The following is an 18,634-nucleotide window of genomic DNA, read 5'->3' on the forward strand; positions in this document are numbered from 1 at the left end:
ATAGTATTAATTTATTAATAAGGGTATCTTTTATCATCGCCATAATTATGTGTTTTAAGTATGAACAGTATCAAAAATGTGCACAAGAATACCGCACATGTGCAGATGAATGCAGAAAAATGGCTAGAATTTAATAATCTAAATCAAGTAGTAAGTAATATAATTATATTATTTACTACTTATTTTTTTTAGGTGTATAACATGTTTTACAATTATATAAATATTTTAAAAGAAAAACTAAAGTTATGGTAAAATAATAAATGATTAAATAGAAGTTTTGGAATAGTCTAACAATTTCCTTCGGCAAGGGAAGTTATTAGACTATTCTCTGGTATAGGGTATTTGCTAAAATAAAATTAAGATGAGGTGAGAAAATGCTTAATGAAAGAGAACTAAAAATAATAAATTTTTTGATTGATAAAGATCATTACATTACTGGAGAGGAAATTTCATCTTTTATAGGGATCTCATCTAAAACCTTAAGAGTAGATATAAAAAACATAAATCAAAAGTTAAAAGCAGTAAATACAGAAATAGCTTGTGTAAAAGGAAGAGGATATATATTAGATACTTTAGATAAAAATGCCTTTAATAAAGAACTAATTAAACTATATGAACAAAAGGTTAAGAATAAAAACTTTATTCCAACTACAGCTAGCGGGAGGAATGCCTATATTATAAAAAGATTATTGATATTAGAGCTTAAAGAAAACAAAGGTATAACTCATGGTGAGTTATGTGATGAATTATATATAAGCTTAACTACATTAAAAAGTGATTTGATAAATGTAAAAAAAAAGCTGCATAAATTTAATATAGAAATACTGAAAGATGGTTTGAAAGGGATTGCTTTAAGAGGTAGTGAAGATGATATTAGAAGCTGTATAAGCTATTTTATTTTCCGACGGGATGAAAACGATATTTTGGATTTTAAAAATGTGCAGGATATATTTAATAAAGATAAGGCTAAAGAAATAGAAGAGATATTAATAAAAGCTATAAATAGAAATAGTATAACAATTACAGATATAAGCTTTTATAACCTATTAATTCATATTCTTATAGCAATTAAAAGAATTGAAAATAAAAACATGGTACAAGTAATTGAGTTCATAGATGAACTGAAAAATACCTTTGAATTTCAAGTGGCTGAGAGTATCGCAAATAGTATATTTGAAGCTACAAAAATAGAGAGTGTAAGTAGATTTGTGTAAAAACAAATCTACTTACACTCTTATTTCTATTGAATGTTTGTCACTTATTCAATATTAAATGCTTTTTTAAATCCTTCTTCTAATTTATTATCAATTGTAAGCATGTGACCACCTTCATCAGATATAATAACAGCATTTTTTGATTTTAAAAAATCTATTTCCTTATCATTTACTTTTCAAAAATGATCAATAATTAACCACTATAAGGTAAATTTTCCGTAAATACTGTTTTTATCACTAGTATCAATATTTAAAGTGGGAAGATTTAGATTATACTTTAAGGATAAAACACGTAAAGCAAAAGTTATAAAAAAGCATATGTAAAGAGAAGCTATCTCAGGAATATAGCCGTATGAATAATACATAACTACAGCTCATGCAGCGGAGGCTGAAGCATAGATTTCTTGTTTTAGTATTAAAGGAATATCTCTAATAAATACATCTCGTAATACTCCACCACCTACACCAGTGAGTACTCCCATGCAGACTATACTAAATAAATCAGTTAAATTATGAGTAATTGCAATTTTAGCTCCGAATGCTGTAAATGCACCTAAACCTACAGCATCAAGAATAACAAACAAGTTTAATTTATTTTTATCGTTTAAAACAAGTGAAGATCTCATTAATACGGGATATAGAAAAAAAGTGAATAATGCTGTAAGGATACTTACAACAAAATACTTGGGATCTATAAAAAGAGTTGGAGGAACATTTCCAATAAAAATATCTCTAAATAGCCCTCCGCCACATGCTGTAACAATAGATAAAGTGATAATTCCAAATAAGTCTAACTTTTTGCGTATTCCTGCTAAAGCGCCAGATATTGCAAATACAATAGTTCCTACAATGTCAAAAATATTTAACCAAATCATATTATTCTCTCCTTTGTTATATTATTTTCATATGTAAAATTTAATACATCTATTTATAGTTTTGCGTAAAACTATAAAGACAGGGAATAAAGAGCATAGCTACTGCTTTTTATTCCCTGTCTTTTTATCTGAAAGATTCCTCATATTAACTAAGTTTACTATAAGTTGCCTCGTTGATGTCCCACTTAAGGGAGCTCTCCAGGGGTGTGTCTGATTATTGTGCAAGAACTGAAAGCTTCGAAATAAACCCAAAGTGTTGCTTATTTCTTTCTTCTACGGTTATCCAGAAGGATATCTCCAATAATCATCATCCACAAATATTAAAATTTACATTTTTTATTTTATGTACTGAATGTAAAATTGTCAACAAAAATTTGCATCTTCACTGTTAAAAGAAACTTTAAGAGATGCAGGATTCTTAATAAAAGAAGTAGAAGGTATTCCAACAGCATTTGTTGCAGAATATGGAAGTAGTTCTCCTGTAATTGGTATTCTAGGAGAATATGATGCTCTTCCAGAGCTTTCACAAAAAGTAAATACTGTTAAAGAATCTGTAACTGAGAAAGGAAATGGACATGGATGTGGTCATAACCTACTTGGCGTAGGTGGTGTTGGTGCATGCCTTGCTGTAAAAGAAATGATTGAAAAAGGTGAACTTTCAGGAACTGTATTAAGTATTTGTTTTCGTATTTATTCGTGAGTTGATTGAAAAAAATACTAATAATACGATAAGATACGTAATGAAAATATAATTTTAATTATTATAAATTGAATTACACTATATTATATTGAAAATCAGTGATTTATATAGAAATAGGAGAATTAATATGGTAGATAAAAAATTGACTAAAAGGGATATACAGGCAATAAATACAAGAAAAAAAATATATGACATAGCTATGGAATTAATAAAAAAAGAGGAATTTTATAATGTAAGTATCAATCAAATATGTAAAGAAGCAGAAGATATTACGAGAAGTATAGTAATATTTGGTAGAGGTATTATATATGATTGGTGTTTACATAATGGAGAGTATGATTTAGAAAAAGAAATGAGAAAAAGGTTGAGTGTGTTTGTTAAGTGTTTTAAATTATAAAAACAATTATAAAGAGTGAGTTACTTAGAACTTATTTAAGAAGTTAATTATGGCACCTTAAATAAGCTTTTTTTATATTGTTTATCCGAATATGAAAATAAGAATCTATTATAAAGATTTTTCAATATAGTAAAAGGGCAGCGTAATTTAAGATATAATAAAATAATAGATAATTATAGTTCAAGTAGATATAAGTGAAAGGATAAAGATTTGAAAATGAGAATAAATAAACTTTTTAGTAATTTCGGTATATGTTCAAGAAAAGAAACCAATAGACTTATTGAGGAAAATAGAATAATAGTAAATGGGCAACTTTGTGAACCAGGACAGTGGGTAGAAGAGACGGATATTATTCTTATTGATAATGAGCCTATTCAAGTGAAAGATAAAATTTATATTGCATTAAATAAACCAGTAGGAATTACTTGCACTGCAGCGAAAGAAGTGGAAAGCAATATAATTGATTTTATGAATTATCCAGAATATATTTTTCCAGTTGGAAGATTAGATAAAGCATCTCAAGGATTAATATTAATGACAAATGATGGAGATTTGGCAAATAAAATTTTAAAATCAGAAAATGAACATGAGAAGGAATATATAGTAACTGTTGATAAACCTTTTGATGATTTTTTTATGAAAGCAATGTCCAAAGGAGTGGAAATTTGTGAAGTTAGGACAAAGCCCTGCAAAGTGAGTAGAGTTAGTGAAGATACTTTTCGTATTATTCTTACCCAAGGACTTAACAGACAAATTCGCAGAATGAGCAGATATTTTGGATATACAGTTGTTCAACTGGAACGTATCAGAATTATGAATATAAATATTGATGGGATAGATATTGGCAAGTGGCGTAATCTTACAGAGAAAGAGGTAATAGGATTAAGCGATGTATAGAAAAGTATATCCATTAGGGGTAGGAAGGTTTTTGTGGGGATGATAACAAATTATAAATAACAGTAAATAGAAATTTAAAGAAGTTATATATTTAACAATAAAACTTCTTAAGTTATCTCAAAGTAGAAACTGCTTTGAGATAACTTATCAAAAGTAATTAGTCTTCTTTCATAAACATTACAGATGTTGCTTTGATTAAAGCTGTAATTTCCTCACCAACTTTAATATCCATATCTTCTAATGAACTTTTAGTAATAACACCAACTATTCTTTGTCCATTTCCAATTTCTAATTCAACTTCAGAATTAACCATACCTTTTGTTACATTTACAACTTTTCCTGTAATTTTATTTCTTCCACTAATTTTCATATATGTATCTCCTTTTCTAAAAGTAAAATATGACACAATTATATAATATTTTTTAATATTATGCAATAATTTACATGGAATTTTTTAAAAATTAAACATATTATTACATCATATGTTTAAATGCTTATATTAATATAAGAAAATATAGATAATAATATTTAATTCTGTAATAGAAGAAACTAATCGTAAATATATTAAGGTTGGTTATAAACTTTTGTTGTTATCATACGATAACAATATCATTGGAAAATTTTTATATAAAGTGGTGAGAGAATAATGACGATATCTGCAAATGATGTTAATAATATATTTTTGAAAAACTACATGTCACAGATGAAAGATAATATTAACAATAATGCAACAATAGAAAATAATGATAAAAATTTAAATAAAGCAGTAGAAAAGTTTGCTTTTGAAGTAATGTTAAATGAAATGATGGAGAATACAGGGAATCCAATGATGAAAGATTTTGTATCAGCTGCCTTGAATGATGTGGACGGTAATTCACTAGAAAATTTAAGTGATTTTAATTCAGCTATGAGAAGTGCAAGTTATCAACAGGCATCTTTGGTAGGTTACAGTAACGGAACACATGATACCTTTAGTGGATTGGGTTTAAAAGCTTCTAAGTATGAGTCAAATTTAAATCCTGGAGCAATAAGCAATACTTCAGGGGATTATGGTGAAAAGTCCTATGGAGCATGGCAGTTTTCTTCAAAAACAGGTTCTTTGGATTCTTTCGTAAAGTGGCTTAAAAGCAAGGATGGAGAGTTTTATTCTAAACTTTCAGAAGCTAAGAGTAGAGATGAAAATAAATTTGGTAAAAATTTTGATGCTGAATGGATAACCATAGCTTTGACTAATAAGGATAAGTTTATGAAACTTCAGCAGGATTATGTAAAACAATCTTATTATGATACGGCTGCACAAACTTTAAAATCCAAATTTGGTTTCGATATAAATCAAAGAAGTGATGCTTTAAAGGAAAGCCTATGGTCTACGGTAGTTCAGCATGGGGTAAGAGGAACTGAAGACATATTTTCAAAGTTAAATTTAAGCAAGGATGATAGTGGTATTATAAATGATTTATATAATGAACGTCAGAAGGTTAATATCTATTTTAGGAGCAGTTCTGAACAAGTAAAACGAAGTGTATACAATAGATTTACTAGAGAAAAGCAAGATATGCTTAATATGCTGTAGAAAAATTTTTATTAATTAAGGAATTTATATTTAACAATAAAAATTATCAAGATGAAGTCAGTTTTACAAACATAAAGAGTCTTGCAACTTTTGCAAGACTCTTTATAATCTACTAATGCTTATTAATTAAGTCACGATAATATCTATTTGATTCTCCATAAACAGCATCATTTATTCTCAAAATAGTAAGTCCATTATAATAATGATTGTCTATAGCGTCATTAATATTGTTCCAAAACCATGCATCATCATTTCCACCATTTAAACCATTTTCACCTTTAATCTCTAATCCAACATTATGAGCGGCATCTCCTACCCAACCAACTAATGTTTTTGGGGCTGATGTAGGTTCAGAGTTTCCATCACTCATTTCTAAACAAGTAAAATGTAGTGTAACTTTACCATTAAATTCTTTTGCCATTTTAAGAATAGGGTTATATCCATATCCATTTGATTGGCTGAAATCTGTATTGACAAGTCCTGCATTAATTTCTGCAGTTCTTGGATAACTATCATTATTAATCTGCCAATGAACACCTGGAATTTTAATTCCTAATTGTACATTAGATAACTGATTATCAAAAGCTTGCTCAGCATAGTTAATCATATTTCTTCCGTGATTAACCAATTCTTTGTTATACCACTCAATAAAATCCCTTCCATATTGTGAATCTAAATAGGCTCTACCAGAACTATAAAAGAAGTTTTCGCCATCCATAGGAGGTCTTATTTCAGAAATATCTGTTAGAGTTATTCCCCAAGCTTTATTTATTCCTTGTAAGTCATTATATTTTTCCAACATAGAATTTCTAAAATCATCTTGTGCTACATTAGAGTAACATTGTAAATATCCTTTGTTTGGATATCCACTGAATTTATTTCCTGCATCATGTGAGTTATATGAAGGATAACGAAGTTCACCAGATGCACCACAGCTTATATTTAATTCAAGGAAATCGTTTGCAAATGAACTATAATGGTTTTCAAAATCGTTCATAAAATCAACATATTCATTTTTTATTAAATCATCTATCCATAATGATAAATATTCAGCACTTGCGTTACCTAATTCGCTTTTATATTTTAAATCATCCCAATCTAAAGTTTTTCCTAAATAGTTTTTACCATGATATTTGCTCCATACCCATTTTGGAAGGTAGGAAGTATATGTATCTCCTACATTACCACCACATTGATGAAAGGACATAATAGGAACAATTTTCAAACCAGAATCTTTGATTGCTTTAAATACACTATCATAATAAGTCCAATCAAATTGATTATCTACATCTTTTTCTACATCTCCCCACCAAACATCTACACTTACTGCATCTACACTCATATCTTTTGCCATATTCAATTCGTTTTTAAATTCATTCCAGTCATTAACATGAAGCGGTGCCATTACATTTGAAGTGAAAGAACTACTGGTTTGTGCATAAGCATTTACAGGCTTGCCTGCAACAAAAAGACTTGAAAACATTAAAATAGAAGCAATAAAGCAACCTGTTTTTTTTAGTATCAATTTTGACAATTTGACTTTAACCATAAGGTTCATCTCCTTTTTTAAATAAGTATCATTTTAAAACATAGTTTTACTTTTAATAACTAACTGGATAAAAAGACAATACTTTTGCAAACGTTTGCAAATACTTTTAATTTATTATATCATAAAATATTAAAAATGGAAATAAATTGATAAAAAATCATTTGATTGTCAAAATAAACGATATATAATTAAGTTTGTATATTGGTTGGAGATTCATAATAAATTTATAGGTTCGTATGATAAGATATTGAAATAATAAAACTAACAGAATGTATATCACATTTTGTTAGTTTTATTTTGACAAGAAAAATTAACAATTTTTAGAGCTAGATAGTATATAGTCTTTAACTTTATTATAGGCATATTCTATTGATGAATCTAGATTATTGTTATTTTTCCCACCGCCTTGTGCAGAAAAATCACTTCCGCCGCCTTTTCCGTCAATTAAGGTTATAGCATCCTTTAGAAGGTGATTCATGCTGAGGATATGTAAGTCTTTTGAACGCATGAACAAAAGTTGTGCCTTATCTTCAGATTTTACTGCAAATAAAACTATAACATTTGGAAAGGATACTAATTTTGATGCCAAGTTATTAATATATTTTAAATCAGCATTTTCATATATAGACTTAAGTATCTTTATATCTTTTATACTTTCACAGGAATTTAGCATATTTTGAACTTCATATCTAGCAACCTCTTCGTTTAAATCCCTTTTTTCAGCAAGGGCTCTATTAAGTTCTTTTTTTAGTCTTTCTACTTCACATAATACATTACTATCACTGCAGGACAAAAGATTTGACATCTTTTCTATTGATTCATGCTTGTAAAAATAGTCGGAAACTGCTCTTGAGCCACAAACAAAATGAATTCTTATACCATTTTTGTATTTTTCAAACTTAATAATTTTAATTAACTGAACTTCAATTGTTGAATTAGGATGTGTTCCGCAACAAGCATTTATATCAATATTTTCAATTTTAACTATTCTAATTTTTTCATCAGTTTTTGGTGGAGCTTTTCTAAGGCGTAATTTTTTAAGTTCAGCTTTGCTTGGATATAATATTTCTACATTAATATTGCTAAAAATTATTTTATTAGCATCTTCTTCAGCTTTTTTAATTTCATCTTTTCCAATAAGTTTATCAATATCAATAGTTGAAGATTCTTTCCCAAGATGAAAACCAATAGTATTAGAATTAAATGATTCAACAAGACAAGCAGAAAGTAAATGCTGACCAAGGTGTTGCTGCATATGGTCATATCTTTTCTCCCAATCTATGCTGCATTTAACTCTATGAATTTTCATAGGATTTCTTTCAGTTACATGATATATTCTCCCATTTTCTTCGTATACATAGGTTACTGGAATAGAATTTATGTAACCAGTATCACTTGGCTGCCCTCCACCTTCTGGGTAAAAGCAGGTTTTATCAAGTTCAATATGATATGTATTATCTTTCTCAAGTATATTTATGATCTCAGCTGTAAATTCTTTTTGATATGGATTTTCATAATAAAGTTTTTGCAAAGTTAAACAACTCCTTCTGTTGATTATGCTGTCTATAGCAATACATAACTACATTTTAACATAAAAAATTTTAAAGTCACACTAATGTGATTGGTAATATTCTAAAGGGTTGTAGATTTATATTTAAAAAAATATAAAAAATATACTGAAAATTCAGAAAAATATCTTTTAATTTTTGTTAAGACATGTTATAATATAAACAAGAAGAATAAAAAAATTCTTCTAGCAAACCCTAATTAATTAAGTCAAAAGGTTAGTTTTAAAGTAAAGAAGTATATGTAGTCAAAAATTAAAAATTAAGAATTAAGAATTAAGAATTAAGAATTAAGAATTAAGAATTAAGAATTAAGAATTAAGAATTAAGAATTAAGAATTAAGAATTAAGAATTAAGAATTAAGAATTAAGAATTAAGAATTAAGAATTAAGTATTAAGTATTAAGTATTAAGTATTAAGTATTAAGTATTAAGTATTAAGTACCAAAAGTAAGTGTAAAGTGTTTTAAAAAGTAAGATTTTAGATTTACCCAGAAATCAATTAAAGTGTAAGCAAATGTAATTGGAACAGAGGTAATTAGGAAGGAAAGTTTTGTGAACAAGGAAACATGGAATCAGTTTAAAAATGAATTAGGGTTTGCGTAGCAGTCAGTTTATAGTTTTTATATATAAGCTGGCTGCTATTATTTTTGTTCAAATTTACTAAAGAAAAAAGAATTAAATTTAACACTATAAGGCAAAATAAAATAAATGAAGTTAACAATATAATTCGTAATAATAAGGGAGAGGATTTGATGAAAAATCAGGATAGTGTAAAGATTATTCCTTTAGGTGGACTTGGAGAAATTGGCAAGAATATAACAGCTTTTGAATACAAAGATGAAATCATAGTTATAGATTGCGGCATAGCTTTTCCAGATGAGGAGATGTATGGTGTAGATTTGGTAATTCCTGACATAACTTACTTATTAAATAATGCAGATAAGGTAAAAGGTATTTTTTTAACCCATGGACATGAAGATCATATAGGATCATTACCTTATATTCTAAAGCAATTGAATGTACCTGTTTATGGTACAAAGTTAACACTAGGGATAGTTGAAAATAAATTAAAAGAGGATAATATGCTTTCTTACTGTGAATTGTATGGAGTAAATGCTGGAGATATAGTAGAACTACAAAATTTGAAAATTGAATTCATAAGAGTTACTCACAGCATAGCAGATTCCTGTGCTATTGCTATCCATACACCCATTGGTACAATATTACATACCGGTGATTTTAAAATAGACTATACACCTATTGATGGGTTGGTCATGGATTTAGAACGTATCTCAAATCTAGGGAAACAGGGAGTATTGCTGCTTATGGCTGATAGTACCAATGTAGAACGTTTAGGGCATACAATTTCAGAAAAAGCTATAGGAGAAACTTTAACTAGAATTTTTTCTAATGCTGAAGGAAGAGTTATTGTGGCAACTTTTGCTTCAAACATTCATAGAATGCAGCAGATAGTGAATTCTTCTGTAAAATATGGAAGGAAAATAGCCTTCAGTGGAAGAAGTATGGAGAATATATCACAGGTAGCTATGGAGTTGGGATATCTTCATATACCAGAAGGTTATCTTATAAGTGTGGATGAAGTACGACATTACGCTAATGAACAGGTAACAATAATAACTACTGGAAGTCAAGGAGAACCTATGGCAGCCCTTGCTAGGATAGCTTTTTCTACTCACAAAAAATTTAGGATTGAACCAAAGGATTTGTTTATTATTTCTGCATCCCCTATTCCGGGAAATGAAAAACTTATATCTAGAGTAATTAATGAATTATTTAAAAAAGGGGCAGATGTGATTTATGATGATTTAGAAGAAGTACACGTATCAGGTCATGCCTACCAAGAAGAGCTAAAGTTAATTCATACATTAGTTCATCCTAAATATTTTATGCCAGTTCATGGAGAACACAGGCATTTGAAACACCATGCTGACTTAGCAAAGAAGTTAGGGATGAAAGTTGAAAATATATTTACTTTACAGATGGGTCAGGTTTTAGAGTTATCAGATAAGGAAGCTAAGATAGCTGGAAGAGTTCCTGTTGGTTCTGTATTTGTAGATGGACTTGGAGTAGGAGATGTGGGAAATATAGTGCTTAGAGACAGGAAACACTTAGCAGAAGATGGTATGCTTACTGTAGTTGTCACTTTGGAAAGAGAATCTTATAGTATTATAGCAGGCCCCGACATAATCACCAGAGGATTTGTATATGCAAAGGAATCAGAAAAGTTGATTTATGGAGTAAAAGAAATTGTTAGAAAAGAGCTTGAAAGCTGTTTAGAAAATAAAATTATTGAGTGGTATGTATTAAAAACTAACATGAAAAAAGCTGTAGAAAGATTTTTGTATGAAAAGACAAAACGAAGACCAATAGTTCTTCCTATTATTATGGAAATTTAGAAAAAGGTTTTGCGATTAAGGAAACAGACAATCAATTTAAACAAGAATTAGGGGAAGCACCCAACTTATGGTTTATATATAAACTATAAGCTGGATGCTGTTATTTTTTGTACACTACAACATTTTTTTATATAATACTGAAATTTTTACTGAGGTTTACTAACAAACATTTGTGTAAACATATTTCCGTACGGACCGCCTTTTTTAATTCCTATTCCTATATGTGTATAGTCAGGACTTAATATGTTTTTTCTATGACCAGGAGAATTCATCAATGAATTGTGAGCATTCTGAACATTTTGATTGCCGGCTATATTTTCACCAGCTTGAATATATTTTATTCCAAAAGCTTTTAACATATCAAAAGGATTTCCGTATTTTGGAGAATTGTGACTGAAATAATTATTATCTATCATATCTTGTGCTTTAATTCGAGCAACATTACATACTTTCATATCTACTTTTAAAGGTGGCAAATTATTTTGAGAACGAGCTTCGTTTACTAATTTTAACATTTGTTGTTCTACATCAGTTAATGTATTAGCATTTGTCTTTTCATCTGGTGTTTTAGGTGTTGTTGTTCCCTGAGGTGTTGTTTGAGAAGGTGCAGGTACCTCTGTCTTTTTATCCTCAACTACTATTGGTTTGCATTGTGTTTTGGGAACAAAACCAATTTTATTATTAGGAAGTTTTACTGCATACCAATCAGCTACTTCATTTATTACATCAAAGGTAGTATTTTTATTTGATGTCTGAAGGACAGGATTTTCAGCAGAACAACCTGTCCTTACGGTTCCTTTAGCAGCAGTAATTTTTATTTTTTCAATATCACCAGTTTCAGAAACAGAAGATTCTACTCCTCCAACAGCTTTTTGTCCACATGAAATTGTAAAAATTGATAATAAAACTAACATTAAAGAAAAAAGTCTTTTTTTCATAAGTAACCTCCTTAAGCTTATTAATAAGTATATAAATAGTATTAGAAAATAGAGTGAATTTTATTAGCTGAACTTTTGTTTTTAGGTAGAAAGTTCAAACTACTGATATAAATAAAAAGTCAAAATAAAAAACTATGAATATGTATTAAATTTACATATTCATAGTTTTTATTTTGACTTTAGAATTTTTAAATAAGTATTATTTTGAATACCTGTTTTCAATTAATCTGCACATTCTAGAAAAAGATACTTTTCCATATGTGATACTTTTAATAACATTTACCTCTCATTTAAATTATGTGAGATAGTTATAAAAAATATGCATTTTTATTGATTATTATACTTAGTATATTATATATATTACTGTTGAGAAAAATTTTAAAAAATATTAATGAGAGGACATATATATAATGAAAATTATAGGAGTAAACATTCGATAATGTGGATACAGGACTAAAAATTTGAATTTTTTCAGTCTACTATATTCACATAAGTTCAGGATTTATTATAAAGAATAATATTTATTTTTTGTTTTCTGCACGTGAAATCATTCCTTGAGTAATAGCTAAATATTCTTCAGATACCTCAGGACATACTGTTAATATACTATCTATTACATAGTCAATATTGTTATCGTCTATTTTTTTTGAGTTAATACCTAAATCAGAAATCATATCTTCACTATTTAAAGAAGTATATATGGTATTTACAATTGGTGACTGCATAACTTCAGCACTTTCTGTACATATTTCTGAAAAATATAATGTTTCATCTATTACTACAAGTTGACCATAGGCATATTCCTTTTGATATTTGCCTGAATTACAATCATATTGCGTGTGCTCTACGTGTTTTATATCAAGTCTATAATTATCTTCGTTTCTTGTTAAAACACATCTTACTTCTAATTTCAATAATTTTTCCTTTGTATGCTTAGAAAAATTTTCACCGAATTCCGAAATGAATCGCTTCATGGATATTGTTTTTTTCATTTTATAATTTCTTTTCATTATAATTACGCTCCTTTAAAACTCAGCTAGAATAAAAACTTTAGCTGAATTAAGTTTCAATTTATATCAATAGTGTTTTGTGCTAATTATATTAGTATATCATAATAAATAAAAATTAGCAAAAATTGTGCCAACTTAAGTAGGTTAATACAAATGAACTATTTCCTTTTGATATATTGGTTTACAGTAGTATAATAACAGAAATTATATATTCCTTATATCTTTATTAAATCCCATATATAATGTGAAAATTAATAAAACTACACCAGCACTAATTGGTAATATATATGAAGGTAAAAGATCCAGTAGTACCCCAGATAAAATCATAGCAAAAGGAGTTAAAATACCAGAAATTGTTTCTATAAGTGACTGAATTCTCCCACGTAAATCATCAGGTGTTTCTCGCTGTATCATTACAGTTAATGGAATATTTACAATTGCAATAGCTATACCTAATATAAAAAAATCAATCATGTAAAATATAAAATATGTTAACGTATTAAAAACCATAAGATTTGGTATAATGGGTATTCCAATAAAAAGTATACATATTTCTGTAATTAAAAGACTGAAAATTAATGTTTTAAATTTTTTTTCTCTTTCTGGGAGTATAGATAAAATAGCTGCACCTAAAAGCATTCCTACTGGAAATATAGCTTCTAGTATTCCAAATTGAGATTCTGAAACACCAACTACTTTAACAAGTATATAAGAATAAGGGACTATGCTTCCTAGTACAAATAAAAAATTTAAAATTACTAAGAACATACTTAGTATAAAAAGAGCCTTTTTGAATTTAAGAAATCTCAATCCTTCATTGAACTGACTAAAAAAAGAACCCCTTATTAAATTTGTTGTTTCGTTTTCCATATCATTATTTTTTTCTTTCTCTTGTTTTGGTTTATTAAAATTAAAGTCGATAAATACTTCTGTAATACCTGAGATTATAAAAGATATACTATTGACAAGCAAGAATAACTTAATATCAATAAGGGAAAATACTAATCCTCCTAAAAAAGGTCCTCCTATTTGTGCGATAGATGAAATAGCATCACTTAAGGAGTTTATTCGCATTAAATTTTTATCATCTACAATGTTTGGTATAGATGCTCTAAAAGGTATATCAAAGAATGTACTGCAGGTTGATAACAAAAATGAAGCTGCGTATATATATGGTAATCTTAAAGTATCTACGGCTGCGGCTGTAAATAAAGATATAACTATGATTCCGCTCAAAATATCCATAACAACTACCATTTTCTTTCTATCAAGCTTATCTGCAATTACACCTGCAATTGGTCCGAAAATAATTCGAGGTACTGTCCCAAAAACCATTGCAGTTGCAAAAGTAGTTCCGCTTCCCGTAGTTTTTAATACATAAAGACTTATAGCAAAGTTATAAATATAAGAACCGAATAACGATACTAATCGTCCGAATAAGAGTAATAGCATATTACATATTAATTTATTTTGTCTTTTACTTTTTCTGCGTAAATTTAAGTTTTGCATACTAGTCCCCCTTTATGCTTTTAATTCATATAAATCACTATTATACCATAAAGAGGAATGCAAACAAGTTATCTGAAGCTTAGAAATCTTTATTCAGGGTTGGCAGCTATGCTTAACTTTCCATCCGCAGAGATAACAGTATTAGTAGCGGTAGACATGGGATAAATTATATTATTAAGCTAAAAATTCGTTCATATTTTTTATATAAGTAAAAATAGAATAAACAATTTAACATAGGGGGAATTTATAAAGTATATACTTGAAATCTTAACTAAACCTTAATTAAGTCTTAAAATTTTCCTAAAAATGAATAAAATTTATGATTATATGATAATATGGAGTAAAAGTTAAAATTTACAAAAGGGGAGTTAATAATGAATAAAAAATTAAAATCTACAGTTGTTTTAACTTTAGCTGCAGTTATGACTTCTCAAACTTTAGTGTTGGGAAGTTTGAATAAAGTTAAAGCTTTGGATTTATCTTCACAAGTCTCCTATGCAGTCATAGAGAATAAGGCTTTAGGAGGATTTGAACTAGTATCTAAAAAATGGATTCAAGATTTAAAATGTAATGCTTATGAGTATAAGCACACTAAAAGTGGAGCACGTCTTATATATTTGGACAATAAGAATGAGGATAAAATGTTTTCAGTAGCTTTCCGTACTCCAGCTAAGGATGATACAGGAATAAATCATATTATAGAGCATTCTGTACTTCAAGGTTCTAAAAAATACCCTGTTAAGGACCCATTTATAGAAATGAGTAAACGTTCATTAAACACTTTTTTAAATGCATTAACAGGTCCAGATTATACTATGTATCCAGTATCAAGTAAAAATAATAAGGATTTCGAAAATTTAATGAGCATATATTTGGATGCTGTTTTCTATCCTAACATGAGTAAAGATAAAAGGATCTTTCAAGAAGAAGGATGGAGATATGAACTAAACTCTCCTAATGATGAGTTAAAATATAATGGTATAGTTTATAATGAAATGAAGGGAAATTATTCTTCGCCTGAAACATTATTGAATAGAGCTGTTGAACAGTCTCTTTTTCCAGAGACTTCATATAAATATGAATCAGGTGGATATCCAGAAAAAATGCCTAATTTAACTTATGAGAAGTTTGTTAATACATATAAAGAATACTATACTCCTTCAAACAGCTATTTTTACTTGTCAGGAAATTTAAATATTGAAAAGACATTAAAATTTATAGGAGAAAATTATTTAAATAATTTTGATAAAAAAGAAGTAAATACTAAAATACAGATTCAAAAGCCATTTGATAAAAGAAAAATAAAGACAGTTGAATATTCAGTACAAAAGGGGACACCTACTGAAAATAAAACTTATTTAAGTTCAAACTATGTGGTAGATAAAATTACAAATAAAGATACAGCATTGGGATTCGTACTGCTTCAAACATTACTTGGAGGAATGCCATCTTCACCTGTTTCAAAGGCATTGAAGGAAAATGGTTTTGGTGAAAATGTTAGTGCTAGATATAATATGCAGTATCAGCAGCCAGTGTTTTCTATAAATGCAGAAAATACAGATGAAAGTAAAAAAGAAAAATTCCAAAAGGTAATTGATGAAACGCTTAAGAATATAGTTAAAAATGGTTTTGATAAAGACTTATTAAATTCTGTACTTAATGTATATGAGCTTTCTAATCGTACTATAAAAGGTGATTTTGCTCTTATGTACAACAATCTGATAATGAGAAGCTGGATATATGATGGAGATCCAACTTTATATTTGAATATAAATTCCGATATGGCTAATATCAAGGATAAGATAAAAAAAGGATATTTAGAAGGATTGATACAGAAATATCTACTAGATAATAAACATTCCTCATTAGTGGTTTTAAAACCTGTACCTGGGCTAGAAGAAAAGAAAGAAGCAGAATCAAAGGCAAAATTAGCAAAAATCAAAGCTTCTCTTTCAAAGGAAGAGATAAATAAGCTTATAAAGGAAACTAAAGAACTTAAAAAATGGCAGGAAACACCAAATTCAAAGGAAACTTTAAAAACACTTCCAAGTCTTACTCGTGGAGATATAAACATTAAAGCTAAAAAATACACTACTATAGAAAAAAATGAAAACGGAGTAAAGATACTGTACCATCCTATCTTTACTAATGGAGTAGATTATATAAGAATATATTTTGATACAACTAAAGTACCTCAGGAAAAGCTAGGATACTTATACTTGTTAGAAGAAGTTTTAGGCAATGTGGATACAAAAAATTATACTAAGGAAGAGTTAGTAGAAGAAATATTAAACAATTCAGGTGGAATCAGTATTGGAGGCAGTACTTTTGTAAAAAGTGGAGACAATAATGTTTATTATCCTAAGATGGTAGCAAATATAATGTCCCTAAAGGAGAAAACCCCTAAAAGCTTTGAACTTTTAAAAGAAATCATATATGACAGCAAATTAAATGATAAGGCAAGATTGAAGGAAATAGTAGGCAACATGAAGAGGGATAAAGAAGCAGAGTTAATGTCAAGCGGTAGTTATATGGCAATGCAAAAAGTATTATCTTATATGTCACAATCAGGAAAATACAATGATTATATGAATGAAGAGTTTTACAAGTTCTTGTGTGATTTAGATAAGAATTTTGACAGTAAAGGCAATGAAATAGTAAAGAACTTAGAAGAAGTTAGGAATCTTGTGTTTAATAAGCAGGATATGATAGCAAGTTATACTGGAGAAGAGGCAGATTATTCTACTTTCAGTGAAAACTTTAAAAACTTTTCAAAGAACTTAAGAAATGAAAAACTTCAAAGTCAAAGATACAATTTTGATAGCTCTGATATTAATGAAGGAATAATGACATCCTCAAAGGTTCAATATGTAGTAAAAGGTGGAGATTTGAAAAAAACAGGGTACGAGGCAAATGGAAAGCTTCAGGTTCTTGCTAATATATTGCAGGGTGGTTATTTGTGGAATAACATAAGAATAAAAGGCGGAGCCTATGGTGCTAATGTATCAATAAATAACTCTAATGTGATTTTTTCATCTTACAGAGATCCAAACTTAAAGGAAACCTTAGACACTATTGATAGAATTCCAGAATATCTTAAAAATTTCAATGCGAGTGAAGATGAAATGACTGACTATGTAATAGGAACTATTGGAAAACTTGATAATGCAAATGACATGTTAGCTAAGTTTATGGGACCTGCTGCTGATGGAATTATAGCAGATAGCTTTTATATAAGCGGAACTAAGCAAGAAGATATTCAAAAAGAAAGAGAAGAGATTATAGCTACTAAGGCAGAGGACATAAGAAATCTTGCCCCTGTTATAGATGCTTTATTAAAACAAGATTATTTATGTGTTGTAGGTGGAGAAACAAAGATAAAAGAAAATAAGAAAAACTTTGTGGTTATAAAAGATGGTTTAAATTCTAAGGAAGAAAAAGTATCAACTTTAGATATGGAAAAAAAGGAAAATGTACCTGTAGATAAAAATTGGAGTGTTAACTTTTCGCAAGAACTTGATGAATTAACAGTAAATACATCAAATGTTTATGTTCTAGATGAAAAAAATCATCAAGTAAAAGTAAAGGTAAGTTATGATAAAAAGAATAAAGCTATTAAAGTAGCACCAGAGACTTTGTATGAAAAAGGGAAAAAATATACTCTATTTATTAAGGGTATTCAAGCTGTAAAAGGAAATGAAAAAGTAGATAAGTTACAAGTTCCTATTGAGATGGAATTTGTAACTCAAAAATAAAAAAATAAATTAAATAGTATATAGTATTTCTAACAATGGAAACACCTATGGGTCTTTTAAGATAACTAACAGACCAGTAGGTGTTATTGTTATGTTGTGTTAAAATTTGATTTATGTGTTGAAACATAAAAAATAATGAAGAAATATATGCTATATTATATATGATATGCGATATAGAAGATGATTCAATTTGTGGTAAAACAAAATAAAAATGCATATTTTATTAATTATA

At 28.3% G+C, this 18,634-nt stretch carries 13 protein-coding genes and 1 riboswitch; of the genes, 6 read left to right on the forward strand and 7 right to left on the reverse strand.

What is annotated here, in order from left to right:
- The first annotated feature begins 374 nt into the window (after window positions 1-374).
- On the forward strand, window positions 375-1,214 hold the full coding sequence (locus OIO11_RS03245; protein ID WP_268069924.1) for a BglG family transcription antiterminator: 840 nt from the start codon (window positions 375-377) through the stop codon (window positions 1,212-1,214).
- 374 nt (window positions 1,215-1,588) lie between these two features.
- Here the strand turns inward: OIO11_RS03245 and OIO11_RS03250 are convergent, their stop codons facing one another.
- Complete coding sequence (locus OIO11_RS03250) at window positions 1,589-2,089, reverse strand: trimeric intracellular cation channel family protein (protein WP_268069925.1); 501 nt, start codon at window positions 2,087-2,089, stop codon at window positions 1,589-1,591.
- 106 nt (window positions 2,090-2,195) lie between these two features.
- Window positions 2,196-2,301, reverse strand: a riboswitch (glycine riboswitch).
- 615 nt (window positions 2,302-2,916) lie between these two features.
- On the opposite strand from OIO11_RS03250, the gene OIO11_RS03255 reads away from it, so the two are divergent.
- Together OIO11_RS03255 and OIO11_RS03260 are read left to right on the forward strand one after the other, a co-directional pair.
- Complete coding sequence (locus tag OIO11_RS03255) at window positions 2,917-3,186, forward strand: hypothetical protein (RefSeq protein ID WP_268069926.1); 270 nt, start codon at window positions 2,917-2,919, stop codon at window positions 3,184-3,186.
- Window positions 3,187-3,402: 216 nt separating this feature from the next.
- A complete protein-coding gene (locus tag OIO11_RS03260; protein ID WP_268069927.1) occupies window positions 3,403-4,083 on the forward strand; it encodes a pseudouridine synthase in 681 nt (226 codons plus the stop codon).
- Between the two features lie 157 nt (window positions 4,084-4,240).
- On the opposite strand, the gene OIO11_RS03265 is transcribed toward OIO11_RS03260, so the two are convergent.
- Window positions 4,241-4,453, reverse strand: a complete 213-nt coding sequence (locus tag OIO11_RS03265) for a TOBE domain-containing protein (protein ID WP_268069928.1) — start codon at window positions 4,451-4,453, stop codon at window positions 4,241-4,243.
- 276 nt (window positions 4,454-4,729) lie between these two features.
- Here OIO11_RS03265 and OIO11_RS03270 point away from each other — a divergent pair, with 276 nt between their 5' ends.
- The gene (locus OIO11_RS03270) at window positions 4,730-5,656 is read left to right on the forward strand and encodes a vgrg protein (RefSeq protein WP_268069929.1); all 927 of its coding nucleotides are present in this window, start codon (window positions 4,730-4,732) and stop codon (window positions 5,654-5,656) included.
- A gap of 112 nt (window positions 5,657-5,768) precedes the next feature.
- On the opposite strand, the gene OIO11_RS03275 is transcribed toward OIO11_RS03270, so the two are convergent.
- Window positions 5,769-7,205, reverse strand: a complete 1,437-nt coding sequence (locus OIO11_RS03275; RefSeq protein WP_268069930.1) for a family 14 glycosylhydrolase — start codon at window positions 7,203-7,205, stop codon at window positions 5,769-5,771.
- A 310-nt stretch (window positions 7,206-7,515) separates the two neighbouring features.
- Window positions 7,516-8,736, reverse strand: coding sequence for an alanyl-tRNA editing protein (locus tag OIO11_RS03280; protein WP_268069931.1), 1,221 nt, complete (start codon window positions 8,734-8,736; stop codon window positions 7,516-7,518).
- A gap of 789 nt (window positions 8,737-9,525) precedes the next feature.
- Between OIO11_RS03280 and OIO11_RS03285 the strand changes: the two genes are divergently transcribed.
- Complete coding sequence (locus tag OIO11_RS03285) at window positions 9,526-11,190, forward strand: ribonuclease J (RefSeq protein WP_268069932.1); 1,665 nt, start codon at window positions 9,526-9,528, stop codon at window positions 11,188-11,190.
- A gap of 146 nt (window positions 11,191-11,336) precedes the next feature.
- Here the strand turns inward: OIO11_RS03285 and OIO11_RS03290 are convergent, their stop codons facing one another.
- The 3 genes from OIO11_RS03290 to OIO11_RS03300 form a co-directional block, all read right to left on the reverse strand.
- Window positions 11,337-12,128 (reverse strand): CAP domain-containing protein, encoded by a 792-nt coding sequence (locus OIO11_RS03290; RefSeq protein ID WP_268069933.1) that lies wholly within the window; start codon window positions 12,126-12,128, stop codon window positions 11,337-11,339.
- A gap of 521 nt (window positions 12,129-12,649) precedes the next feature.
- Entirely contained in the window at window positions 12,650-13,138 is a 489-nt protein-coding gene (locus OIO11_RS03295) for a hypothetical protein (RefSeq protein WP_268069934.1), read from the reverse strand.
- A gap of 204 nt (window positions 13,139-13,342) precedes the next feature.
- Window positions 13,343-14,647, reverse strand: coding sequence for an MFS transporter (locus OIO11_RS03300; RefSeq protein WP_268069935.1), 1,305 nt, complete (start codon window positions 14,645-14,647; stop codon window positions 13,343-13,345).
- 374 nt (window positions 14,648-15,021) lie between these two features.
- On the opposite strand from OIO11_RS03300, the gene OIO11_RS03305 reads away from it, so the two are divergent.
- Window positions 15,022-18,402 (forward strand): insulinase family protein, encoded by a 3,381-nt coding sequence (locus OIO11_RS03305; protein ID WP_268069936.1) that lies wholly within the window; start codon window positions 15,022-15,024, stop codon window positions 18,400-18,402.
- The last annotated feature ends 232 nt before the right edge of the window (window positions 18,403-18,634 follow it).

Source organism: Clostridium sp. ZS2-4, from assembly GCF_026719745.1.
GTDB lineage: Bacteria > Bacillota > Clostridia > Clostridiales > Clostridiaceae > Clostridium_H.